17 protein-coding genes and 1 pseudogene are annotated in these 15,914 nt (G+C 61.5%); 7 read left to right on the top strand and 11 right to left on the bottom strand.

Annotated elements, in window-relative coordinates; translation table 11 throughout:
* Positions 1 to 42: 42 nt before the first annotated feature.
* Positions 43 to 579 (bottom strand): peroxiredoxin-like family protein, encoded by a 537-nt coding sequence (locus tag CWO91_RS26390; RefSeq protein ID WP_130217635.1) that lies wholly within the window; start codon positions 577 to 579, stop codon positions 43 to 45.
* 268 nt (positions 580 to 847) lie between these two features.
* On the opposite strand from CWO91_RS26390, the gene CWO91_RS26385 reads away from it, so the two are divergent.
* Together CWO91_RS26385 and CWO91_RS26375 are read left to right on the top strand one after the other, a co-directional pair.
* Positions 848 to 1,447 (top strand): AraC family transcriptional regulator, encoded by a 600-nt coding sequence (locus CWO91_RS26385; protein ID WP_245471367.1) that lies wholly within the window; start codon positions 848 to 850, stop codon positions 1,445 to 1,447.
* A 478-nt stretch (positions 1,448 to 1,925) separates the two neighbouring features.
* On the top strand, positions 1,926 to 3,890 hold the full coding sequence (locus CWO91_RS26375) for an adenylate/guanylate cyclase domain-containing protein (protein ID WP_245471366.1): 1,965 nt from the start codon (positions 1,926 to 1,928) through the stop codon (positions 3,888 to 3,890).
* 163 nt (positions 3,891 to 4,053) lie between these two features.
* Here CWO91_RS26375 and CWO91_RS26370 read toward each other — a convergent pair whose 3' ends face one another.
* Positions 4,054 to 4,803: a hypothetical protein gene (locus CWO91_RS26370; RefSeq protein WP_130217629.1), complete on the bottom strand. Its 750-nt coding sequence runs from the start codon at positions 4,801 to 4,803 to the stop codon at positions 4,054 to 4,056.
* A gap of 539 nt (positions 4,804 to 5,342) precedes the next feature.
* Here CWO91_RS26370 and CWO91_RS26365 point away from each other — a divergent pair.
* Complete coding sequence (locus CWO91_RS26365) at positions 5,343 to 5,804, top strand: MaoC/PaaZ C-terminal domain-containing protein (protein ID WP_130217627.1); 462 nt, start codon at positions 5,343 to 5,345, stop codon at positions 5,802 to 5,804.
* A gap of 335 nt (positions 5,805 to 6,139) precedes the next feature.
* Here CWO91_RS26365 and CWO91_RS44500 read toward each other — a convergent pair whose 3' ends face one another.
* From CWO91_RS44500 to CWO91_RS26350, 3 genes are all read right to left on the bottom strand, one after another.
* Complete coding sequence (locus CWO91_RS44500) at positions 6,140 to 6,343, bottom strand: GDCCVxC domain-containing (seleno)protein (protein WP_130217625.1); 204 nt, start codon at positions 6,341 to 6,343, stop codon at positions 6,140 to 6,142.
* A gap of 14 nt (positions 6,344 to 6,357) precedes the next feature.
* Positions 6,358 to 7,077, bottom strand: coding sequence for a nucleoside phosphorylase (locus CWO91_RS26355; RefSeq protein WP_349643591.1), 720 nt, complete (start codon positions 7,075 to 7,077; stop codon positions 6,358 to 6,360).
* Positions 7,078 to 7,218: 141 nt separating this feature from the next.
* The gene (locus CWO91_RS26350; RefSeq protein ID WP_130217621.1) at positions 7,219 to 7,887 is read right to left on the bottom strand and encodes an ArsR/SmtB family transcription factor; all 669 of its coding nucleotides are present in this window, start codon (positions 7,885 to 7,887) and stop codon (positions 7,219 to 7,221) included.
* A 73-nt stretch (positions 7,888 to 7,960) separates the two neighbouring features.
* Here CWO91_RS26350 and CWO91_RS26345 point away from each other — a divergent pair, with 73 nt between their 5' ends.
* From CWO91_RS26345 to CWO91_RS26335, 3 genes and pseudogenes are all read left to right on the top strand, one after another.
* Entirely contained in the window at positions 7,961 to 8,701 is a 741-nt protein-coding gene (locus CWO91_RS26345) for an MBL fold metallo-hydrolase (RefSeq protein ID WP_130217619.1), read from the top strand.
* Between the two features lie 4 nt (positions 8,702 to 8,705).
* Positions 8,706 to 9,965, top strand: a complete 1,260-nt coding sequence (locus CWO91_RS26340; protein WP_130217617.1) for an MFS transporter — start codon at positions 8,706 to 8,708, stop codon at positions 9,963 to 9,965.
* 146 nt (positions 9,966 to 10,111) lie between these two features.
* A pseudogene (locus tag CWO91_RS26335) lies at positions 10,112 to 10,345 on the top strand (GFA family protein); the annotation flags it as partial.
* Positions 10,346 to 10,425: 80 nt separating this feature from the next.
* Here CWO91_RS26335 and CWO91_RS26330 read toward each other — a convergent pair.
* The 6 genes from CWO91_RS26330 to CWO91_RS26305 form a co-directional block, all read right to left on the bottom strand.
* Complete coding sequence (locus CWO91_RS26330; RefSeq protein WP_130217613.1) at positions 10,426 to 11,130, bottom strand: hypothetical protein; 705 nt, start codon at positions 11,128 to 11,130, stop codon at positions 10,426 to 10,428.
* Positions 11,131 to 11,388: 258 nt separating this feature from the next.
* The gene (locus CWO91_RS26325; RefSeq protein ID WP_007609497.1) at positions 11,389 to 11,538 is read right to left on the bottom strand and encodes a hypothetical protein; all 150 of its coding nucleotides are present in this window, start codon (positions 11,536 to 11,538) and stop codon (positions 11,389 to 11,391) included.
* 73 nt (positions 11,539 to 11,611) lie between these two features.
* Positions 11,612 to 12,433, bottom strand: coding sequence for a tetratricopeptide repeat protein (locus tag CWO91_RS26320; RefSeq protein WP_130217611.1), 822 nt, complete (start codon positions 12,431 to 12,433; stop codon positions 11,612 to 11,614).
* Between the two features lie 32 nt (positions 12,434 to 12,465).
* Positions 12,466 to 13,149, bottom strand: coding sequence for a substrate-binding domain-containing protein (locus CWO91_RS26315; RefSeq protein WP_130217609.1), 684 nt, complete (start codon positions 13,147 to 13,149; stop codon positions 12,466 to 12,468).
* 18 nt (positions 13,150 to 13,167) lie between these two features.
* A complete protein-coding gene (locus tag CWO91_RS26310) occupies positions 13,168 to 13,869 on the bottom strand; it encodes a GrlR family regulatory protein (RefSeq protein ID WP_130217607.1) in 702 nt (233 codons plus the stop codon).
* 192 nt (positions 13,870 to 14,061) lie between these two features.
* A complete protein-coding gene (locus tag CWO91_RS26305) occupies positions 14,062 to 15,096 on the bottom strand; it encodes a glutamine synthetase beta-grasp domain-containing protein (protein WP_130217605.1) in 1,035 nt (344 codons plus the stop codon).
* 539 nt (positions 15,097 to 15,635) lie between these two features.
* Here CWO91_RS26305 and CWO91_RS26295 point away from each other — a divergent pair.
* On the top strand, positions 15,636 to 15,839 hold the full coding sequence (locus tag CWO91_RS26295) for a DUF2735 domain-containing protein (protein WP_128934203.1): 204 nt from the start codon (positions 15,636 to 15,638) through the stop codon (positions 15,837 to 15,839).
* The last annotated feature ends 75 nt before the right edge of the window (positions 15,840 to 15,914 follow it).

The following is a 15,914-nucleotide window of genomic DNA, read 5'->3' as shown; positions in this document are numbered from 1 at the left end:
CACTAACGTTCGAGCCTGCGGGATCGAGACGGGCCCAACGTCTTAAATCGCGCCGTTATATTCTCCTCTGGCTGGATAGTCGTTCTTGATGACGAAATCCAACGCCTGGACCATTTCAGAGAAGTTGGGCCTGACGAACGGCATGGATTGGACGGAGAGATAGTAGATCGTTTGATCCGGTCTGATCAGAAACACGCCGGGTTCAGAGAACAAAGAAGGTTCTTCGATTCCGATCGAGGTCTTTCCCCGAGATGTTGATATATACAGACCCCATTTGCGAGCATCGCTCAGTCCCAGACCATATCCGACCCGCAAATTCTTGGCTTGGATCTTGTCCGCCATCTGGCGGGCTCGCTCCTCCCCATCTGAACTAATGGCGACGGTGGTAACGCCGCGGATGGCAAATTCCGGCGTCAGGCGTTCTAATTCCTTCAGGTAGTTGGCACAGATCGGGCAATGCAAGCCGCGATAGAAGCAGACGAGCGACATGCGCTCTGGGCTCTCAATTGCCAGGTCGAAGGGACCGTGGTCGAGCGTGTTTACGACAAGGGGCGGCGCTTTCTGGCGAGGTATAAGCATTTGGATTCCTTTCACGGACCAAGGGGCAGCACAGGACCGGTTGCTCCTGGATCCAGCTCATGCCACACTGGAGAGCGTGAATGGTCCAAAAAACATGATTGAGAGTCCTGTGACGACTAGGCGCGACAGGCTTTCCGCCTTCTTCGATGCCTTTGAAATGTCAGTGACGGTCGCTGCGAAAGATGCCCGAGACGCGGTCGCAAACCTTGTCGTTGTTGGAGAGGGTGGCTGCGCAAGGACCGTCGTCTTCTGCCCCCACCGTGATGCAATGCCCGATCGCGGCGGCGAGATCCTGGCTGCGGCGACCATCGAGTTCGGGGGCATTACAAACCCGCTCATGAATGCGATGCCCGAGCGGATCGTGATCCCCCTCGGCGAGGCCCCTACCCTGCAAGCTCTGACTGCAGCCTTTGTAACCGAGGCCTTGGACATGCTATGCGGCAGGCAAGTCGCTCTCGACCGCTTGTGCGAGGTGATCATCTTGCTTGTGCTTCGGAGGGCAATCGATATCGGCTCAACGCGACCAGGACTTCTTGCCGGCCTATCCCACCCAGCGATCCATAAGGCTCTGGTCGCTATGCACGATCAACCCTCTCGCCCGTGGCACACCGAGGAGCTTGCGAGTATCAGCGGACTCTCGCGGAGCCGCTTTATGACTCTGTTTCCCAAAGTGACCGGCACGACACCGGCTGCCTATCTTAAGGCGTGGCGGCTGACACTTGGCCAGCGTGAGCTCCAGCGCGGCGAGCGCGTCAAGTCGGTCGCGAGGCGCGTGGGTTTTGGCAGCCCAGCGGCGTTCTCGCGCGCATACGCATTGGCATTCGGCCATTCACCGATCTCTTTGCGTAAGCCAGCTGCTGCCAACTAGCTGCTACCGCCAACAGATCATCAAGCGTCAGGCGAAAAGGTCCGTCAAGCGGTCGCCTATGCGTGAAAGGCGCAATCTCGAGAATCTCGGCAGTAACAACTTCCGCCGCGACAAATGGATCGAGAGCGACGCGCTCCTCGATCTGCGAACGAGAGAGGCGACCGACAGGAGTATGGCTCCGCCAAGGTTCGGCTGAAGACTCCCTGCCATCAGCGCAATCTGCCAGCGGGCTGCGAACCAAATCGACATCCAGGTCCGTCCGGGTCAGACGCAGAAGTATCTGCCGAGCGAACCTTTCGTCCGCTTCCCTTCAAGCAGCCGACTAGATCGCGTCTTCGCGGATAGGCGGCTTCGGTCTCGGCTGCTGACGTGCCGGGCGCCATCGCGATCTTCGCCTTCGGGCCAATCGGCGACATAGAGGCGTCCACTGAACAATCGGTCAGGGCAGCTAACGTTTCAGCGATGGGGACCGCTCTGGGTGGACATCGCACGGTTGGCACTATCGCGCATCCGTCGTAAAAATGAGCGGGTTGGAGAGCCGGCGATGGTGCAGGAGCGGCCAGCCCGGATCGCGCGCAGGCTGTCGGCGATATTGGCCGCCGACGTGGCCGGCTATTCGCGGCTCATGCACAATGACGAAGAGGCAACGCATGCCAAACTGACTGCGCTTTTGACGGACGCAGTCGCCCCGGCAATTGCCGAACATGATGGCCGCATCGTCAAGAACACCGGCGATGGCTTCTTGGCGGAATTTCCGAGCGCGGTCGAAGCGGTTCGAGCTGCCGTACAATTTCAGACCCGTGTCAAGGAACTGACAATCGACGATCCAGAAGCCAAGCGCATGGTCTTCCGTGTGGGAATTAATATCGGCGATGTGATTGTCGAGCCGAATGACATCTTTGGCGATGGCGTGAATGTCGCGGCGCGGCTTGAAGGCATCGCGAAGGCTGGCGGCATCTGCATATCTTCCGCCGCCTACGATCAAGTCCGTGGCAAGGTCGGGGTCGAGTTCGCAGATCTCGGCGAGCAGAACCTCAAAAATATTGCTCTCCCAGTTCGAGCCTATGCTTCGCAGCTCTCCGATACGCTGCCGGTCGTTTCGGGCTTTCCGTTTGTCCAGTGGCCTGCGCACAACCGGCGAACTCGGATGGGTCTTACAATGGCGCTTCTGCTGCTCATGGCTGGCGGCGGTCTTGGTTACTGGTACATGCGTTGGAATGAGCCACAATTGGTGAAGCATCGTCTATCGATTGTCGTGCTGCCGTTCACGAATTTGAGCAACGAACCCGAGCAGGAGTACTTTGCGGAAGGTGTTGCTGACGATCTAAGCTCCGATCTCTCGCGGATCGAGGACAGCTTCGTGATCGCGCCGAGTACAGCCCGTGCCTATAAGAACGTTGACCCAAAGCGCGTTCGCCGCGAACTCGGCGTCCGTTATATCCTCGACGGTAGCCTGCGCCGAACGGAGTCGATTGTCCGGATCAACGCCCGGCTGATCGATACGCGAACCGGCGCACAGATCTGGTCGGAGAGCGTCGACGGTGAGTGGTCCAAATCGTTGCAGCTTCAGGATGTCATCACGGGTGGATTGGCGCGGCGGCTTGATCTCGAGCTGACTAACCACGAAAGCCGCGACGCGGAGGTTGCGCGGCCCAACAATCCCGACGCGGTCGATCTTACAATGCAGGGCCTGGCCGTGCTCAATCGTCCCTATTCGCGCGAACAGGTAGCCGAGTCGGGTGCCCTCTTCGAGCGCGCACTGCGGATCGACCCCGGCTACCCTAAGGCCCTCGTGGGGTTGGCAGATACTTTGGCAATACAAGTCAATTATCGTTGGACCGATGCACCCGCCGATAAGTTGCGGCGCGCTGAGAAAACGGTGGATCAGGTTCTGTCCCAGTTTCCCAGCGACGCAATGGCACATTTTGTAAAGGGCGAGATCCAACGGGCCAAGGGCAGGAATCTCGACGCTGCTGTCAGCGAGTATATGGCGGCAATCGGGATAAATCCTAGTCTCGCCCCGGCTCATGGCGCGCTGGGCGCTGCCAAGATACGTGTTGGCCGATCTGCGGAGGCATTTGCCCCACTCCAAATGGCCATCCAGCTCAGCCCCCGCGATCCGCTCCTAAGCACATGGTACTTCTATGCCTGTCATGCGCACAGCCATCTCGCTCAATATGATGAAGCGATAGACTGGTGCAGCCGCTCCATTACAGTGAATCCCTTTTGGATTGCCTACGCAGATCTCGCCGCCGCCAACGCATGGACGGGACATGAGCCCGAAGCTCTTGCCGCCATCGGCGAGCTTCGTCGGCTCAGGCCCGATTACACCGTCGCCCTTTGGTTGCAGGACGGGTCTGCGTGGTCCGATAACGTCGTTTTCCTTGCCGAATTTCAGCGCATCGCTGAGGGTTTGCGTAAGGCGGGCCTTCCCGAACGGTGAACGAGCAAAGAACCGAGCCGATCCCTACGCTCGCGGCGTGCCGGATAAGAGCTCGCCGGACCTCGCTCAGGCATATTATCAGGCATATTAGAAGTGGCCCGGAAGTCTGATCCGGGCCAGAACCGGATTACCAATTACCCTGAGGTCCAGAATGCCGTTCCGTTCACGGGGGCGAAAGTGCGGCTGCCTTCTCAAGTTCGTTGCTGGGTGCAGGTTCGTTGGACCGCGCGAAAACAAAACGGGACGTGGCTGCACTTTCTGCTTCGTCCCTCCCGTCTTGGCCGATCAGGATTAATTCAGCTCCACCATTCGCGACGTTCAGAATAGTCGGTTCGCCGCCCCACGTCTTGATTGGCTTCATTCCGATGGTGAGAAATTCGCCCATAGGCTGGTCCAGATACTGAATCCGCAATTGCGGACCGACCTCCGCGTCGACGAGCTTAAAGCCGATCTGCCCGGCGCGCGCGTAAATAGCGGCCAAAGTCACGGTATCCGTCTTGAACCCAAGCTCGGCTACTCGCACAACGACAAGCTTCACTTCGGCTGTCTTAGAAGCAACGGTGAAGGTCGGTCGAGCGAGGATTTCGGCAGCCGTGCCACCGACACCGCACCTCATGGTGTCCAGCACGTTACGCAGCGCAACAGAGTTGCCAAAGGTGCCGACCCTAATTGTCTTCCACGTCGGAACATCGCGCGCCGACTTGAGCTGTTGGAGCGCATAGGATGGACGCGGCTTGTGCGCCTTCATCTCGTTTTGCAGGACATCGCGAGCTGCACATTGAGCCCACGCATCCTCTGCCAATGAAACGAAGCAAGTGGCGCACACTATCGAAGCGATCAGGTGACGACGGTTGCGCCCTGCAGAACGCTGATTGACCGCGCCGCAATCGGCTCGACTTTCCAGAATGGACATGTCGAAAATCGATTTGTTCGTACGCTTGACCCAAAATGCCCGCCTCCGAGTCAAGGGGAAGTTCGGAGGGTAACGCGTCAATAAACATTGCCCGGCCGATTTTGAAATGGGTCCGGAGGCGGGGCACCAGCTGAAGTATTCCAATTACAAATGGCAGGCGCCAGTCCGTAAGCCTGATCGCGCCCGCACCATCATACCAACGAGGAATGATGCGGTTGAACGATAGCACCGTCGTTCCAATGGTTCAATTCTGAATCAAGGGCACGCTGACCGAGGCGGCCATCCAGACTTGTTCGACGTCATTGGGTCAAAGCGCCACTCGGACGATTGGCCGGCCGCCGCCGCTCGATCCCGATGAGCCGACAATTTGACGCTACGCCCGGAGTTCGTATTCGGGCGACAACCGGACTATTCGATCACTTCGTCGGCCCGTCGAGCATCATGACGGCTTAAGGCCAGAGGCAAACGGCACTGGGCTATAGTCCCAAGGTCAGCCTATGCCGTCCTTTTCGTCAGCCCGTGCGTAGAGGATTTGATCAATGACCAATGGATATTTTGAAGACGTCGAGGTCGGTGACAGCCAGAAGGCTGGCCCCTATTCTGTTTCCAAGGAAGAAATCATTCAGTTCGCCAAGCGGTATGACCCGAGGCCCTTCCATATCGATGAGGCAGCTGCTGCTCGTTCCGTTTTTGGAGGACTGTCGGCATCTGCCGCCCACACGTTCGCGATCTTCATCTCGCTAACTAACGAATTACAGCCTCCGGTACGTGCCATTGCCGGGTTGGGCTATGATGAGTTGCGGCTGCCCAACGCAGTGCGTCCCGGCGACGATCTCTATCTCGAAGCGATGACGTTGGAAAAGCGCGAGTCGAAGTCGAGGCCCGATAGCGGAGTCGTTCGCGGCCAGTTCCGCTTGCGTAACCAAAAAGGCGATACGGTGCCGCAATGCGTCGGCAACGGTCTCGTTGCGAGGCGACCGGATGCGAAAGCATCAACGTAAGCCATTGTCGGCTGGGCCCGTTGTCTGCTTCGGAAGGCAGGCCTTCCTGAACGGTGAACGAGCAAAGGACCGAGCCGATCCCTACGCTCGCGGCGTGCCGGATAAGAGCTCGCCGGATCTCGCTCAGGCATATTAGAAGTGGCCCGGAAGTCTGATCCGGGTCCAGAACCGGACTACCAATTACCCTGAGATCCAGAATGCCGTTCCGTCCACTGAAACGATGCAAGCGGCGCACATCATCGAAGCGACCAAGTGACGGCGGTTACGCCCTGCAGAACGCTGATTGACCGCGCCGCAATCGGAGATCGTCTCGCGATCCGGACAGGCCAATTAGTCTACGAACAGCACACCCCGCTCGTTTGAATCGGGGGGCATGGAACGGTCCCGTAGGAACAGAAGACGCAGCAGTCGCCCGACTTGGGCTTTAGCCGTAGGCCGCACCTCCTGCAGTCGTAAAAGAACTGGCAGGCATCCGTCGGCATGGTCTCGATCTCTTGATGGCCACACGCCGGACACGTGAGGGTCGACTCTAGCTGCATTTGTTGCCTGCGGTTCAAGCGTTGTCCGAGATCCTCGCGTCATTCTGCCAGCCGCGCGCCGCAGCGGCAACGACGGCAAGCGTGGCCTTGGCGCCGTCGGCCTCGCCCTTCTCGAAGTCGCCCTCGGTCTGCGCCATCGAGTTCGTGACGTGGGCGAAGCAGACGATCGAGTTGCCGCTCGTCGTGCCGAAAGCGTAGAGCGCCGCAGCTTCCATCTCCACGGCGAGCGTCCCCAGTTCGCGCGCTCGCGAGATCGCCGCTTCGGTCTCGCGATAGGGGGCATCCGTCGTCCAGGTCGAACCGCGATGCAGTTTCTCCGGCAGCGATCGGCCCGCCCGCTCGACGCAATCCAGAAGCGACATGTCGGGTGCTGCCGCGAAAGTCGAGCCAGGCAGGTAGTGATAACTCGTCCCCTCGTCGCGCAGCGCGCGGTCGACCAGGACGAAATAGGGAGTAGGTCCGATGGGATTGATCTGGCCCGCCGAGGTGACGCTGACGAGCAGCCGGCAGCTCGACGCGAAGAGCTGTTCGGCGACCAGGACGGCGAAGGGTGCCCCGACCGCGCAGCCGACGATCCCGACCTCGCCGATGTCGTCGAGATCGAAGGCAAGAAGCTCGGTGTGGTAGCAGGCCCAACCTTCATGGATGCGGCCGGCGCCGGTCCGCTTGAGGTGACGGACGACGTCACCATCCGGATCGAGCACGCAGATTTCGGGCACAGCTACGAGCGGCAACTGCCTCTGCCGGCGCGCCTCCCTCAACAGGGATTCAGGTCGGAACACCGAGGGCGCCTTGTGATCCTTTACGCCAACGATCGGCCACGCGGGTTCCGCGCGATGAAGCTTATCATCCATGATGCACCTGATCGACCTGTTTCAAGCAACGGATTCGACCGGCAGGCCGGCGGCCTTCCACTCCGGGTAACCGTCCTCAAGGCGGCGAATGCGATAGCCGCGCGCCCGCAGCGCCGCCACGGCTTCGAACGAAAGAACGCAATAGGGCCCGCGACAGTACGCAATCACTTCACGGCCTTGCGGCAACTCGCCCAACCGTCTTTCCAGTTCGACCAGAGGAATGTTGAGCGCCCCCGGCAGATGGCCCAGCGCGAACTCATCCTCGGGCCGCACATCGAGCAACGTAACCAGATCGTCCCGCAATCGCGCGACCAGGTCGTCACGCGAGACGGGCTCTAGCGCATCACGGGCTTGGAAGTAATCGGTCACAACACGACCGATCTCGGCGACATTCCGTTCACCGACCCGACCCAGCGCCTTGATCAGCGTCACTACTTCGGCGTCGCCAGCGAGGCGATAGAGAATGTGCTTGCCACGACGCTCCGTTTCGACGAGGCGCGCGCGCCTCAGTATCTGCAGGTGCCGCGACGTGTTGGCGAATGTCAGATGTGCCCGAGCCGACAGCTCCTCGACGGTGCGTATCCCCTGCGCAAGGTGCTCCAGCAGCTCAAGCCGGTGAGCATGGCCGAGCGCCTGCGCCACCTCGGCAAGGTTTTCATAGATCTCCTGTTTCGGTCCTGAGCTTGACACGGCGGTCCTTCAATATATCATTCAGCAGATTGATTGAATGTATCTAGCGTATCTCTCGAGGGAGTGCAAGTCCATGATTCTCCGCCAATTCTTGCATAGCGATCCAGTCGGTATCTCCTACCTTTTCGGCTGCGGCGGCAAAGCTGCCGGCGCGGTCGTTGATCCGGTCGGCGATATTCAGCCCTACCTGCAGGCGGCCGACAATACCGGCATGCGGATCCATTTCGTCATAGACACTCATGTCCATGCCGATCACCTGTCAGCGGGCCGGGCGCTCGCCGCCGCAGCGGGAGCTGAGTACGTGCTCTCGACGGAGGCTGGTGTATCGTTTCCCTACAAGGGTGTGCGCGACGGCCACGTTCTTCCCCTCGGCAATGTGTCGGCGACGGTGATGCACACGCCGGGTCACACGCCCGAGCACATCTGCATCCTTGTTACGGACCAAACACGCGCCAACGAACCCTGGTTCGTCTTCACCGGTCACACGCTCATGGTCGGCGATCTCGGCCGCACTGAACTTGCCGTGAGCGCGGAGGAAGGCGCCAGGCAACTGTTCCGAAGCGTGAGCAGGCTGAAGGAGCTTCCTGACTACGTCGAGGTGCTGCCGGGCGCCTATGCGGGCTCGGTTTGCGGTCGGCGCCTGAGCGGCAAACCATCCTCCGCGATCGGCTTCGAGAAGCGGCACAATCAGGCGTTCACGATCGAGGATGAAGCCGAGTTTGTTCGGTTCATGGTCACCGAGATTCCGCCGGCGCCGCCAGAGGCCGCGCGGATCAGGGCGGCAAACTCAGGCATGGCGGCGGCCGCGGCCTGATCTAATGACCGAAGCTGTAACTGGCCCACAGATTGCCTCGTCTGTCCAACTGGGGCTGAAAGAGAACTGGCCGCAGTTCGCCTTGCTCGTCCTGATCAACGCCTTCGTCGGCGGGATGGTCGGGATCGAGCGGACAGTCGTGCCGTTGATCGGCTCCGAGGAATTCAGGATCAGTTCGACGACGCTCGTCGTTTCCTTCATCGTCAGCTTCGGCGTCGTGAAGGCTTGCGCCAATCTGATCTCCGGCCAGCTCGCCGACGCCTGGGGACGCAAACGTGTTCTGATCCTCGGCTGGCTCGTCGGCCTGCCGGTGCCGCTCATGATCATGTGGGCGCCGAGCTGGGGATGGGTCATCGCAGCAAACGCCCTTCTCGGCATCAACCAGGGTCTTGCCTGGTCGATGACGGTAATCATGAAAATCGATCTCGTCGGACCGAAGTCGCGGGGACTTGCCGTGGGCCTGAACGAGTTCGCCGGTTATCTCGCGGTAGGCGTGACCGCTTTCCTCACTGGATATCTTGCCTCGAAATACGGACTGCGGCCGGCACCGATCTACCTCGGCGTTGCCTACGCGATTCTAGGCACAGTGCTATCGATCCTGCTGGTGCGCGACACACGCGAGCACGTTCGGCTGGAGACCGCAGCGCATGCGCGTCAAGCGTCCCCAATCAGCTTCAGGGAGATATTCGTCCTCACGTCGTTCGGAGATCGCAATCTATTCGCCGCGTCGCAGGCTGGGCTCGTCAACAATCTGAATGATGGAATGAGCTGGGGCATCTTTCCGCTGTTCTTCGCCTCGTTCGGCCTCCCCGTCGACCGGATCGGCATACTGAAGGCCGTCTATCCGGCCACCTGGGGCATCCTGCAGATCGCCACGGGCCCTCTTTCTGATCGGTGGGGCCGCAAGGGCTTGATCGTGGCCGGCATGTGGGTCCAGGCCGTGGGTCTATTCTTGAGCGCTGCAACAAGCCATTTCGAATGGTGGCTGGTCGGCAGCCTGCTTCTCGGACTTGGTACGGCCATGGTGTACCCGAGCCTGATCGCTGCGGTGTCCGACGCTTCGCATCCAAGCTGGCGCGCACGCTCACTCAGCGTCTATCGCTTCTGGCGCGATCTCGGTTACGCGATCGGGGCGCTATCGGCCGGCATCATCGCCGACCTGTTCGGCATGGCCTGGGCGATCGGAGCGATCGGCGCGCTCACTTTCCTCTCGGGGGCGATAGTATTCGTCGCTATGGAAGTCAGGCCCGGAGCACGAACGTGAGCGAAACCTTTTCTGGACGTTGCCTTTGTGGGGCGGTGCGTTTCGAGGCGCGAGGCCGGCCGAAGGGAATCTTCTGGTGTCACTGCGATAGCTGCCGCCGCCATTCCGGCGCCCGTTAGCGTGTTCGTCGGGTTCGAGAACGACTCTGTCACGTGACCGAAGGCGCCATCACGACGTTCAAATCATCGCCGGGAACGACGCGCGGTTTCTGTGCCCGCTGCGGCTCGACGCTGACCTGCGCTACCGTGCACTTTCCGACGGAGACGCACTATCACGTCGGTGCCTTCGACCGGGCGGCGGAGCTCCAGCCGAGGAAGCATTTTTTCGCCAACGAGCAATTGCCCTGGCTGAAGCTTAGCCACAACGAGCAAGGTAAATGACTGCGACGATGCGGCCGATCTATCTGGATTTCAACGCGAGCACACCGGTTGATCCAGCCGTGGCGCTGTGAGCAGACGCCCTACGCCCGCCGCATCAGCTTGAGCGAAGCCGCAAGGCGCAGGCTGCGCTTGCCGGCGAGTGCGATACCTTCGAGCTCGCCGCTATCGGCCGTGCAGGTTCCTGAGAAGCCGATCCCGACCTCGAAGCCGCCAAAGACGGGATTTTCGCCTTTCGCCGGCGTGTGCTCCTGGTTCAGCATCTCGCCCTTCCAGCGGCCGTCCGCGGAGGAATAGGAGCCGAGATAGTAGAAGAACGCATCGCCGCCGAGGATGCGGCCATCGATCAGCAGCATCACGCCGGAGAGTCCGGCATCCACGCCATCGAGCGCGCGCAGGCTCATCCCATAGAGCCCGTTGGCGATCCCGCCCGGACCGACTGCTCCGCTCGGCGGCAGCGCCTCGTCGTCGAGCGGGGTGAGATTGGCCCAGAAATTGGCGCCCGGCATCGTGTCCGCGCTGCCCTGAAGGCGGATCTGGTTGCCGTACAGCCGGCCGCGCGCCCCGATCGAGGCGACGTCGGCGCCCATCAGCGGTTTGTAGTTGGGATCCTGGTTATGCCGCTCGGTGATGACCTCGGCGATGATCTCGCCGTCGCGCTCAACATAGGTGCCAAGATGCGCAAAGCCCGAATTGCCGCCCAGCATCTTGCCGTCATGCAGGCACATGATGCTGCGGCCGAACGCATCGTTGACGCCGTATTCAACCTTGTACAGTCCGTCCAGCAACGTCTTGAACCCGCAAAATCGGAAAAAAACTGTGGCTACCTAGCATCGTCGCCGCATTGAAGCCACCCGGCTTTTCGCGCAGGGCCGCTCGCGGGACGTTCGCTGTCATGATGCCATTATGCCCCTGTTTTGCCCGACGGGTCAATTTGAATTTCGATTAATCCGCAAGGTGTGCGATTTCAATCCCTTGGCTACTGTGCATGGGGTTGTTTTCGCATGTTTTGTTTTGCCGGGCTCCTGGACGGCATTCGCCGTCCATCAGTGCCGCTTGAAGTACTGCACCTCGCGCTCGTGCTTCTCGGCCGCCGCACGGCTCTTGAAGGTGCCGAGATTGCGGCGCTTGCCGGTCTTCGGATTCACCTTGCGTGAATAGAGGCGGTATTCGCCCGATGCCAGTTTGCGGATCATGATCGCGCTCCGTCGTGTCTTGATATCAACGGCGTGGGCGCGAGCCAGGTTCCTCAGTGCGTGCGGGCCCTGCTCAGAAGCACAGCGTGGTGACGAGCTTGCCCTGCTTGTCCTTGATGGCATAGGGGCAGCGAATGCGCTCCAGCGCCTTCTTGGCGTCATCGTCGCCGAGCGCTGCGGCGCGCTCGTAATAGGCCTTGGCGGCGTCCTTGTCCTTCGGCCCGCCGCGGCCTTCCTGGGCGAAGGCGCCCATCCGCTCCAGCGCGCCGGGATGGTTCTGCGCGGCCGCCTTCTCGAACAGTGCGCGCGCCGCGGCGTCGTCCCTCTCCCCGCCATTGCCGCTCGCAAGCATCAGGCCGAGCTGGTACTGCGCCTCCGCGTTGGTCTCGGCGGCCTTGCCGAGCAGCGCCCGCGCCTGCGCGGGATCGGCGGGCGCACTGCCAGTTGCACCGCCGAGCGCGGCGAGATTGCTGACGCCGCGGGGATTGCCTGATTGCGCCGCCTTCTCGAACAGCTTGCGCGCTTGTGCTTCGTCCTTCGCAAGGCCGGAGCCCGTACCATATGCGACGCCGAGCTCGACCATCGCCGCGCTCGATCCCTTGTCGGCGGCCTTGCGCCAGGCGGCGATCGCCTCACTCGTCTGCCGGTTGGCCGCATAGGCGCGGCCGAGCGCGAACATCGCGCGGCGCGAGGAGGACGCGGCCTGCTTGCAGAACTTGATGGCGGTCGCGACGTCGGAGGAAGCGATCTCCGTCACGCCCTTCACGTCAGACGGCTTGTCGGGATCGCTGGGATCGGCGGCGACCCGATCGCACAACACGAGATCGGCCGATTGCGCATGCGCCGCCAGGGGCGCGGCAATCGCAAAGAGAGCTGCGAGGAGATAAGCGCGCATGGCCACTACGTTGCGTCCCCGCCCCGGCAAATTCAAGGCTCAAGTCCCGATTGGCGCAGCACGGGCATGACCTCCGGCGAGGCCAGATAGCGCAGCAGCCTGTCGGCGGCCTCGGCATGTGTCGCATTCGCCATACGGCCGGCGGAGAACACAGCCGGCGTCTGCAAATCATGCGGGATCGGGCCGACGACCTCGATGCCGCCGACCTGATTCAGCTCGCTGATCTGCTGTACGGCGAGATCGGCCTCGCCGTTGACGAGCCGCTCCGCCGTAAAGCCCTGCTGCACGATGGTGGCCTTGGCGTTGATCTCGGCCGCGATACCCAATCGCTGGATCAACTGGGCAAAGTAGATTCCGCTGGCGCCGAGCCGCGAATAGGCGACGGACCGCGCCGCAAGCAGCGTCCTGCGCAGCGCGGCTTCGTCGGCGATGTCGGGATGCGCCTGCCCTGCCCGCACGGCGATGCCGACATAGGAGCGCGCGAGGTCAGCCGCGCTGTCGGCGACCACGCGGCCCTCACCGATCACCGCGTCGAGCCCCTCGCGGGTGAGGATGACGAGATCGGCCGCCTCGCCATCGCGCAGCCGTTGCAGCAGCGCCTGGGTCGGCGCGAAATCGGCGTCGATGCGCACGCCCGTCGCAGCTTCATACGCAGACGACAGGCTGCGCATCGCGCCCATCAGGCCGAGCGTCGAGAGCATGCGAATGTTGTCCATATGCAATTCCTGTCGCGATCAGGCGCGGTGCATCAGCTTGAGCGCAGCGGTCAGGCGCAGGCTGCGCTTGCCAGCGAGCGCCGTTGCCTCCAGCACCGCCTCTTCCGCGTCATAGCGGCCGAAGAAACCGATGCCGACCTCGTGGCCGCCGAAGATCGGATCGTCCTTGGCCGGCGTGTGCTCCTGATTGAGGATCTGGCCCTTCCAGCGGCCCTTCGCGGCGGTGTAGCTGCCGAGATAATAGAACGCCGCATCGCCGCCGAGGATGCGGCCCTGGTTGAGCAGCATCACGCCGGTGAGACCACCGTCGATGCCGTCGAGCATGCGCAGGTGGATCGAGTAGAGCCCATCGGCAATGCTGTCCGCGCCGATGCCGCCGGCGATCGGCACCTCGTTCTCCGTGATCGGCGTCATGACCGACTGGAAGGGTACGCCAGGCAGCTCTTTCAACTCGCCCTTGAAACGATAGAGATCGCCGTCGGCCCAGCCCTTCGCGATCAAGGTCGCGTCGTCAGTGCCGGCCATGGCGCGGTAGTTCGGATCGGGATTGTGGCGGACGGTCTTGATCACGACGTCGACGCCGCCTTCGGTCTTGTCGTAGGTGCCGATATGGGCGAAGGCCGAATTGCCGCCGAGCATCTTGCCATTGCCGGCATGCATCACGCTGCGGCCGACGGCGTCGCCGAGCTGAAATCTCACCTTGTAGAAGCCTTCAAACACCAGACGTGTCCCCGGCCCTGCGCGCATCCGGGGACACTCTCCCGCATTCGAACGCAATCGACAAGCTTGCGCGGCCGAGGTTCGCAAGACCGGAGGAACGGCCGTCAAAATGCAAAAATCCGCCGGAGCCTTACAGCTCCGGCGGATTTGAGACCAACCCGGGCCAGCCCCCCGGCCCGGGCCGGGAGGATCTTAGGCCGCGGCCTTCTTGTTGGTTGGCACGGACGCGATCGTCTTCAGGATCTGCGAAGCGATCTGGTAGGGGTCGCCTTGCGAGTTCGGACGACGGTCTTCCAGATAGCCCTTGTAGCCGTTGTTGACGAAGGAGTGCGGAACGCGGATCGAGGCGCCGCGGTCGGCAACGCCGTAGCTGAACTTGTTCCAGGGCGCGGTTTCGTGCTTGCCGGTCAGACGCTTGTCGTTATCCGGGCCGTAGACGGCGATATGGTCCATCAGGTTCTTCTCGAAGGCCGCCATCAGCGCCTCGAAATACTCCTTGCCGCCGACTTCGCGCATATAGGCGGTCGAGAAGTTGGCGTGCATGCCCGAGCCGTTCCAGTCGGTGTCGCCGAGCGGCTTGCAGTGGAACTCGATGTCGATGCCGTACTTCTCGGTGAGACGCAGCATCAGGTAGCGGGCCATCCACATCTGGTCGGCAGCGGTCTTGGAGCCCTTGCCGAAGATCTGGAATTCCCACTGACCCTTGGCGACTTCCGCGTTGATACCTTCATGGTTGATGCCTGCAGCGAGGCAGAGGTCGAGATGCTCTTCGACGATCTTGCGGGCGACGTCGCCGACATTCGAGTAGCCGACGCCGGTGTAGTACGGACCCTGCGGGGCCGGATAGCCGGCGGTCGGGAAGCCGAGCGGACGGCCGTCCTTGTAGAAGAAGTACTCCTGCTCGAAGCCGAACCAGGCGCCGGCGTCGTCGAGGATGGTGGCGCGCTTGTTGGACGGATGCGGGGTCTTGCCATCGGGCATCATGACTTCGCACATCACGAGCACGCCATTGGTGCGCGCGGCGTCCGGGAAGACGGCGACCGGCTTCAGCACGCAATCGGAGCTATGACCTTCGGCCTGCTGGGTGGAGGAGCCATCGAAGCCCCAGAGCGGAAGCTGCTCGAGCGTCGGGAACGACGCGAATTCCTTGATCTGAGTTTTGCCGCGCAAATTCGGAGTCGGCGTATATCCGTCGAGCCAAATGTACTCGAGCTTATACTTGGTCATTGAGCCTCTCTGTAGATGATGCGAAAGGTTGGGGGCCCTGGGGTCCCCGCACGTTTGTACCCGGCCACCATCGGCCGGCCCTTTACAAGCATTTAACGTGCCAAAAGGCCGCACTGCGGGAGGTTTTCCACCGCGGCAGGCGGCTCCTCGGCGCTGACAAACCGCCCCCAGCGTCGTGCGTCATAGCCGCGCACCTTCGCGTGAAGCTGCACCGCAAAAACTCCACGGAAACCGCCCGATTCTGAAGCAGGCGACGCAATGCTGGACGTTGCCGATGAAACGCGCATCAACGTCCAGCAACTTTCATAAAGCCCCACGGCCCTGCCCAGCAACCTTTGGAATAGCCCAGGCGTTGGTTACCGACACCCTGCCTTGGGAGATGCAGCAGGCGATCTGCCTACAAATTGGGCGACAACTGATTTCCTTTTCAGCACTTTCCAATTCGGGGCGCGCGGCCGATATGGGGATTTCAGTAACCACAATCGAACGAGTCGGGCGCACCATGGAGGCCAAGGCGCTTCGACCAAGGAGAAATCGCAATGATGAACAATGGTCTGAGTCACGGATCTGCGAAGATCTACCAATTCCCTGCCGGGGGCCGCGCAGCTCTTGGGGGACGCCGCTATGGCGAGACCAGCCTTCCCGCCGATCATGCTTCGCTTCCCACGAACGTCTCGATCTGCAGCGACAGCTGGTACCACCAGGACGCGGTGGACGAAGCCAAGCCGAAATGGGATCGCTGATGCCGGTGGTTGGTTTGATACCGTCGCGCTCTCGCGAACGGCGGCGGCAGTTTGAAAAGGGGTCGAAACCACGGT

Origin of the sequence: Bradyrhizobium genosp. SA-3, from assembly GCF_004212635.1 — a bacterium.
Taxonomy (GTDB): Bacteria; Pseudomonadota; Alphaproteobacteria; order Rhizobiales; family Xanthobacteraceae; genus Bradyrhizobium.
Note: the sequence above shows the minus strand (reverse complement) of the source record. Positions and strands in the feature narration are given on the sequence as shown.

Bases quoted from the DNA above. Each gene is read 5' to 3' on its own strand.
- CWO91_RS26345 (WP_130217619.1), top strand. From the start codon at position 7,961: ATGATTCTCCGCCAATTCTTGCATAGCGATCCAGTCGGTATCTCCTAC.
- CWO91_RS26385 (WP_245471367.1), top strand. From the start codon at position 848: ATGCCCGATCGCGGCGGCGAGATCCTGGCTGCGGCGACCATCGAGTTC.
- CWO91_RS26320 (WP_130217611.1), bottom strand. From the start codon at position 12,433: ATGCGCGCTTATCTCCTCGCAGCTCTCTTTGCGATTGCCGCGCCCCTG.
- CWO91_RS26340 (WP_130217617.1), top strand. From the start codon at position 8,706: ATGACCGAAGCTGTAACTGGCCCACAGATTGCCTCGTCTGTCCAACTG.
- CWO91_RS26305 (WP_130217605.1), bottom strand. From the start codon at position 15,096: ATGACCAAGTATAAGCTCGAGTACATTTGGCTCGACGGATATACGCCG.
- CWO91_RS26365 (WP_130217627.1), top strand. From the start codon at position 5,343: ATGACCAATGGATATTTTGAAGACGTCGAGGTCGGTGACAGCCAGAAG.
- CWO91_RS26315 (WP_130217609.1), bottom strand. From the start codon at position 13,149: ATGGACAACATTCGCATGCTCTCGACGCTCGGCCTGATGGGCGCGATG.
- CWO91_RS26295 (WP_128934203.1), top strand. From the start codon at position 15,636: ATGATGAACAATGGTCTGAGTCACGGATCTGCGAAGATCTACCAATTC.
- CWO91_RS26390 (WP_130217635.1), bottom strand. From the start codon at position 579: ATGCTTATACCTCGCCAGAAAGCGCCGCCCCTTGTCGTAAACACGCTC.
- CWO91_RS26325 (WP_007609497.1), bottom strand. From the start codon at position 11,538: ATGATCCGCAAACTGGCATCGGGCGAATACCGCCTCTATTCACGCAAG.
- CWO91_RS26370 (WP_130217629.1), bottom strand. From the start codon at position 4,803: ATGTCCATTCTGGAAAGTCGAGCCGATTGCGGCGCGGTCAATCAGCGT.
- CWO91_RS44500 (WP_130217625.1), bottom strand. From the start codon at position 6,343: ATGCAGCTAGAGTCGACCCTCACGTGTCCGGCGTGTGGCCATCAAGAG.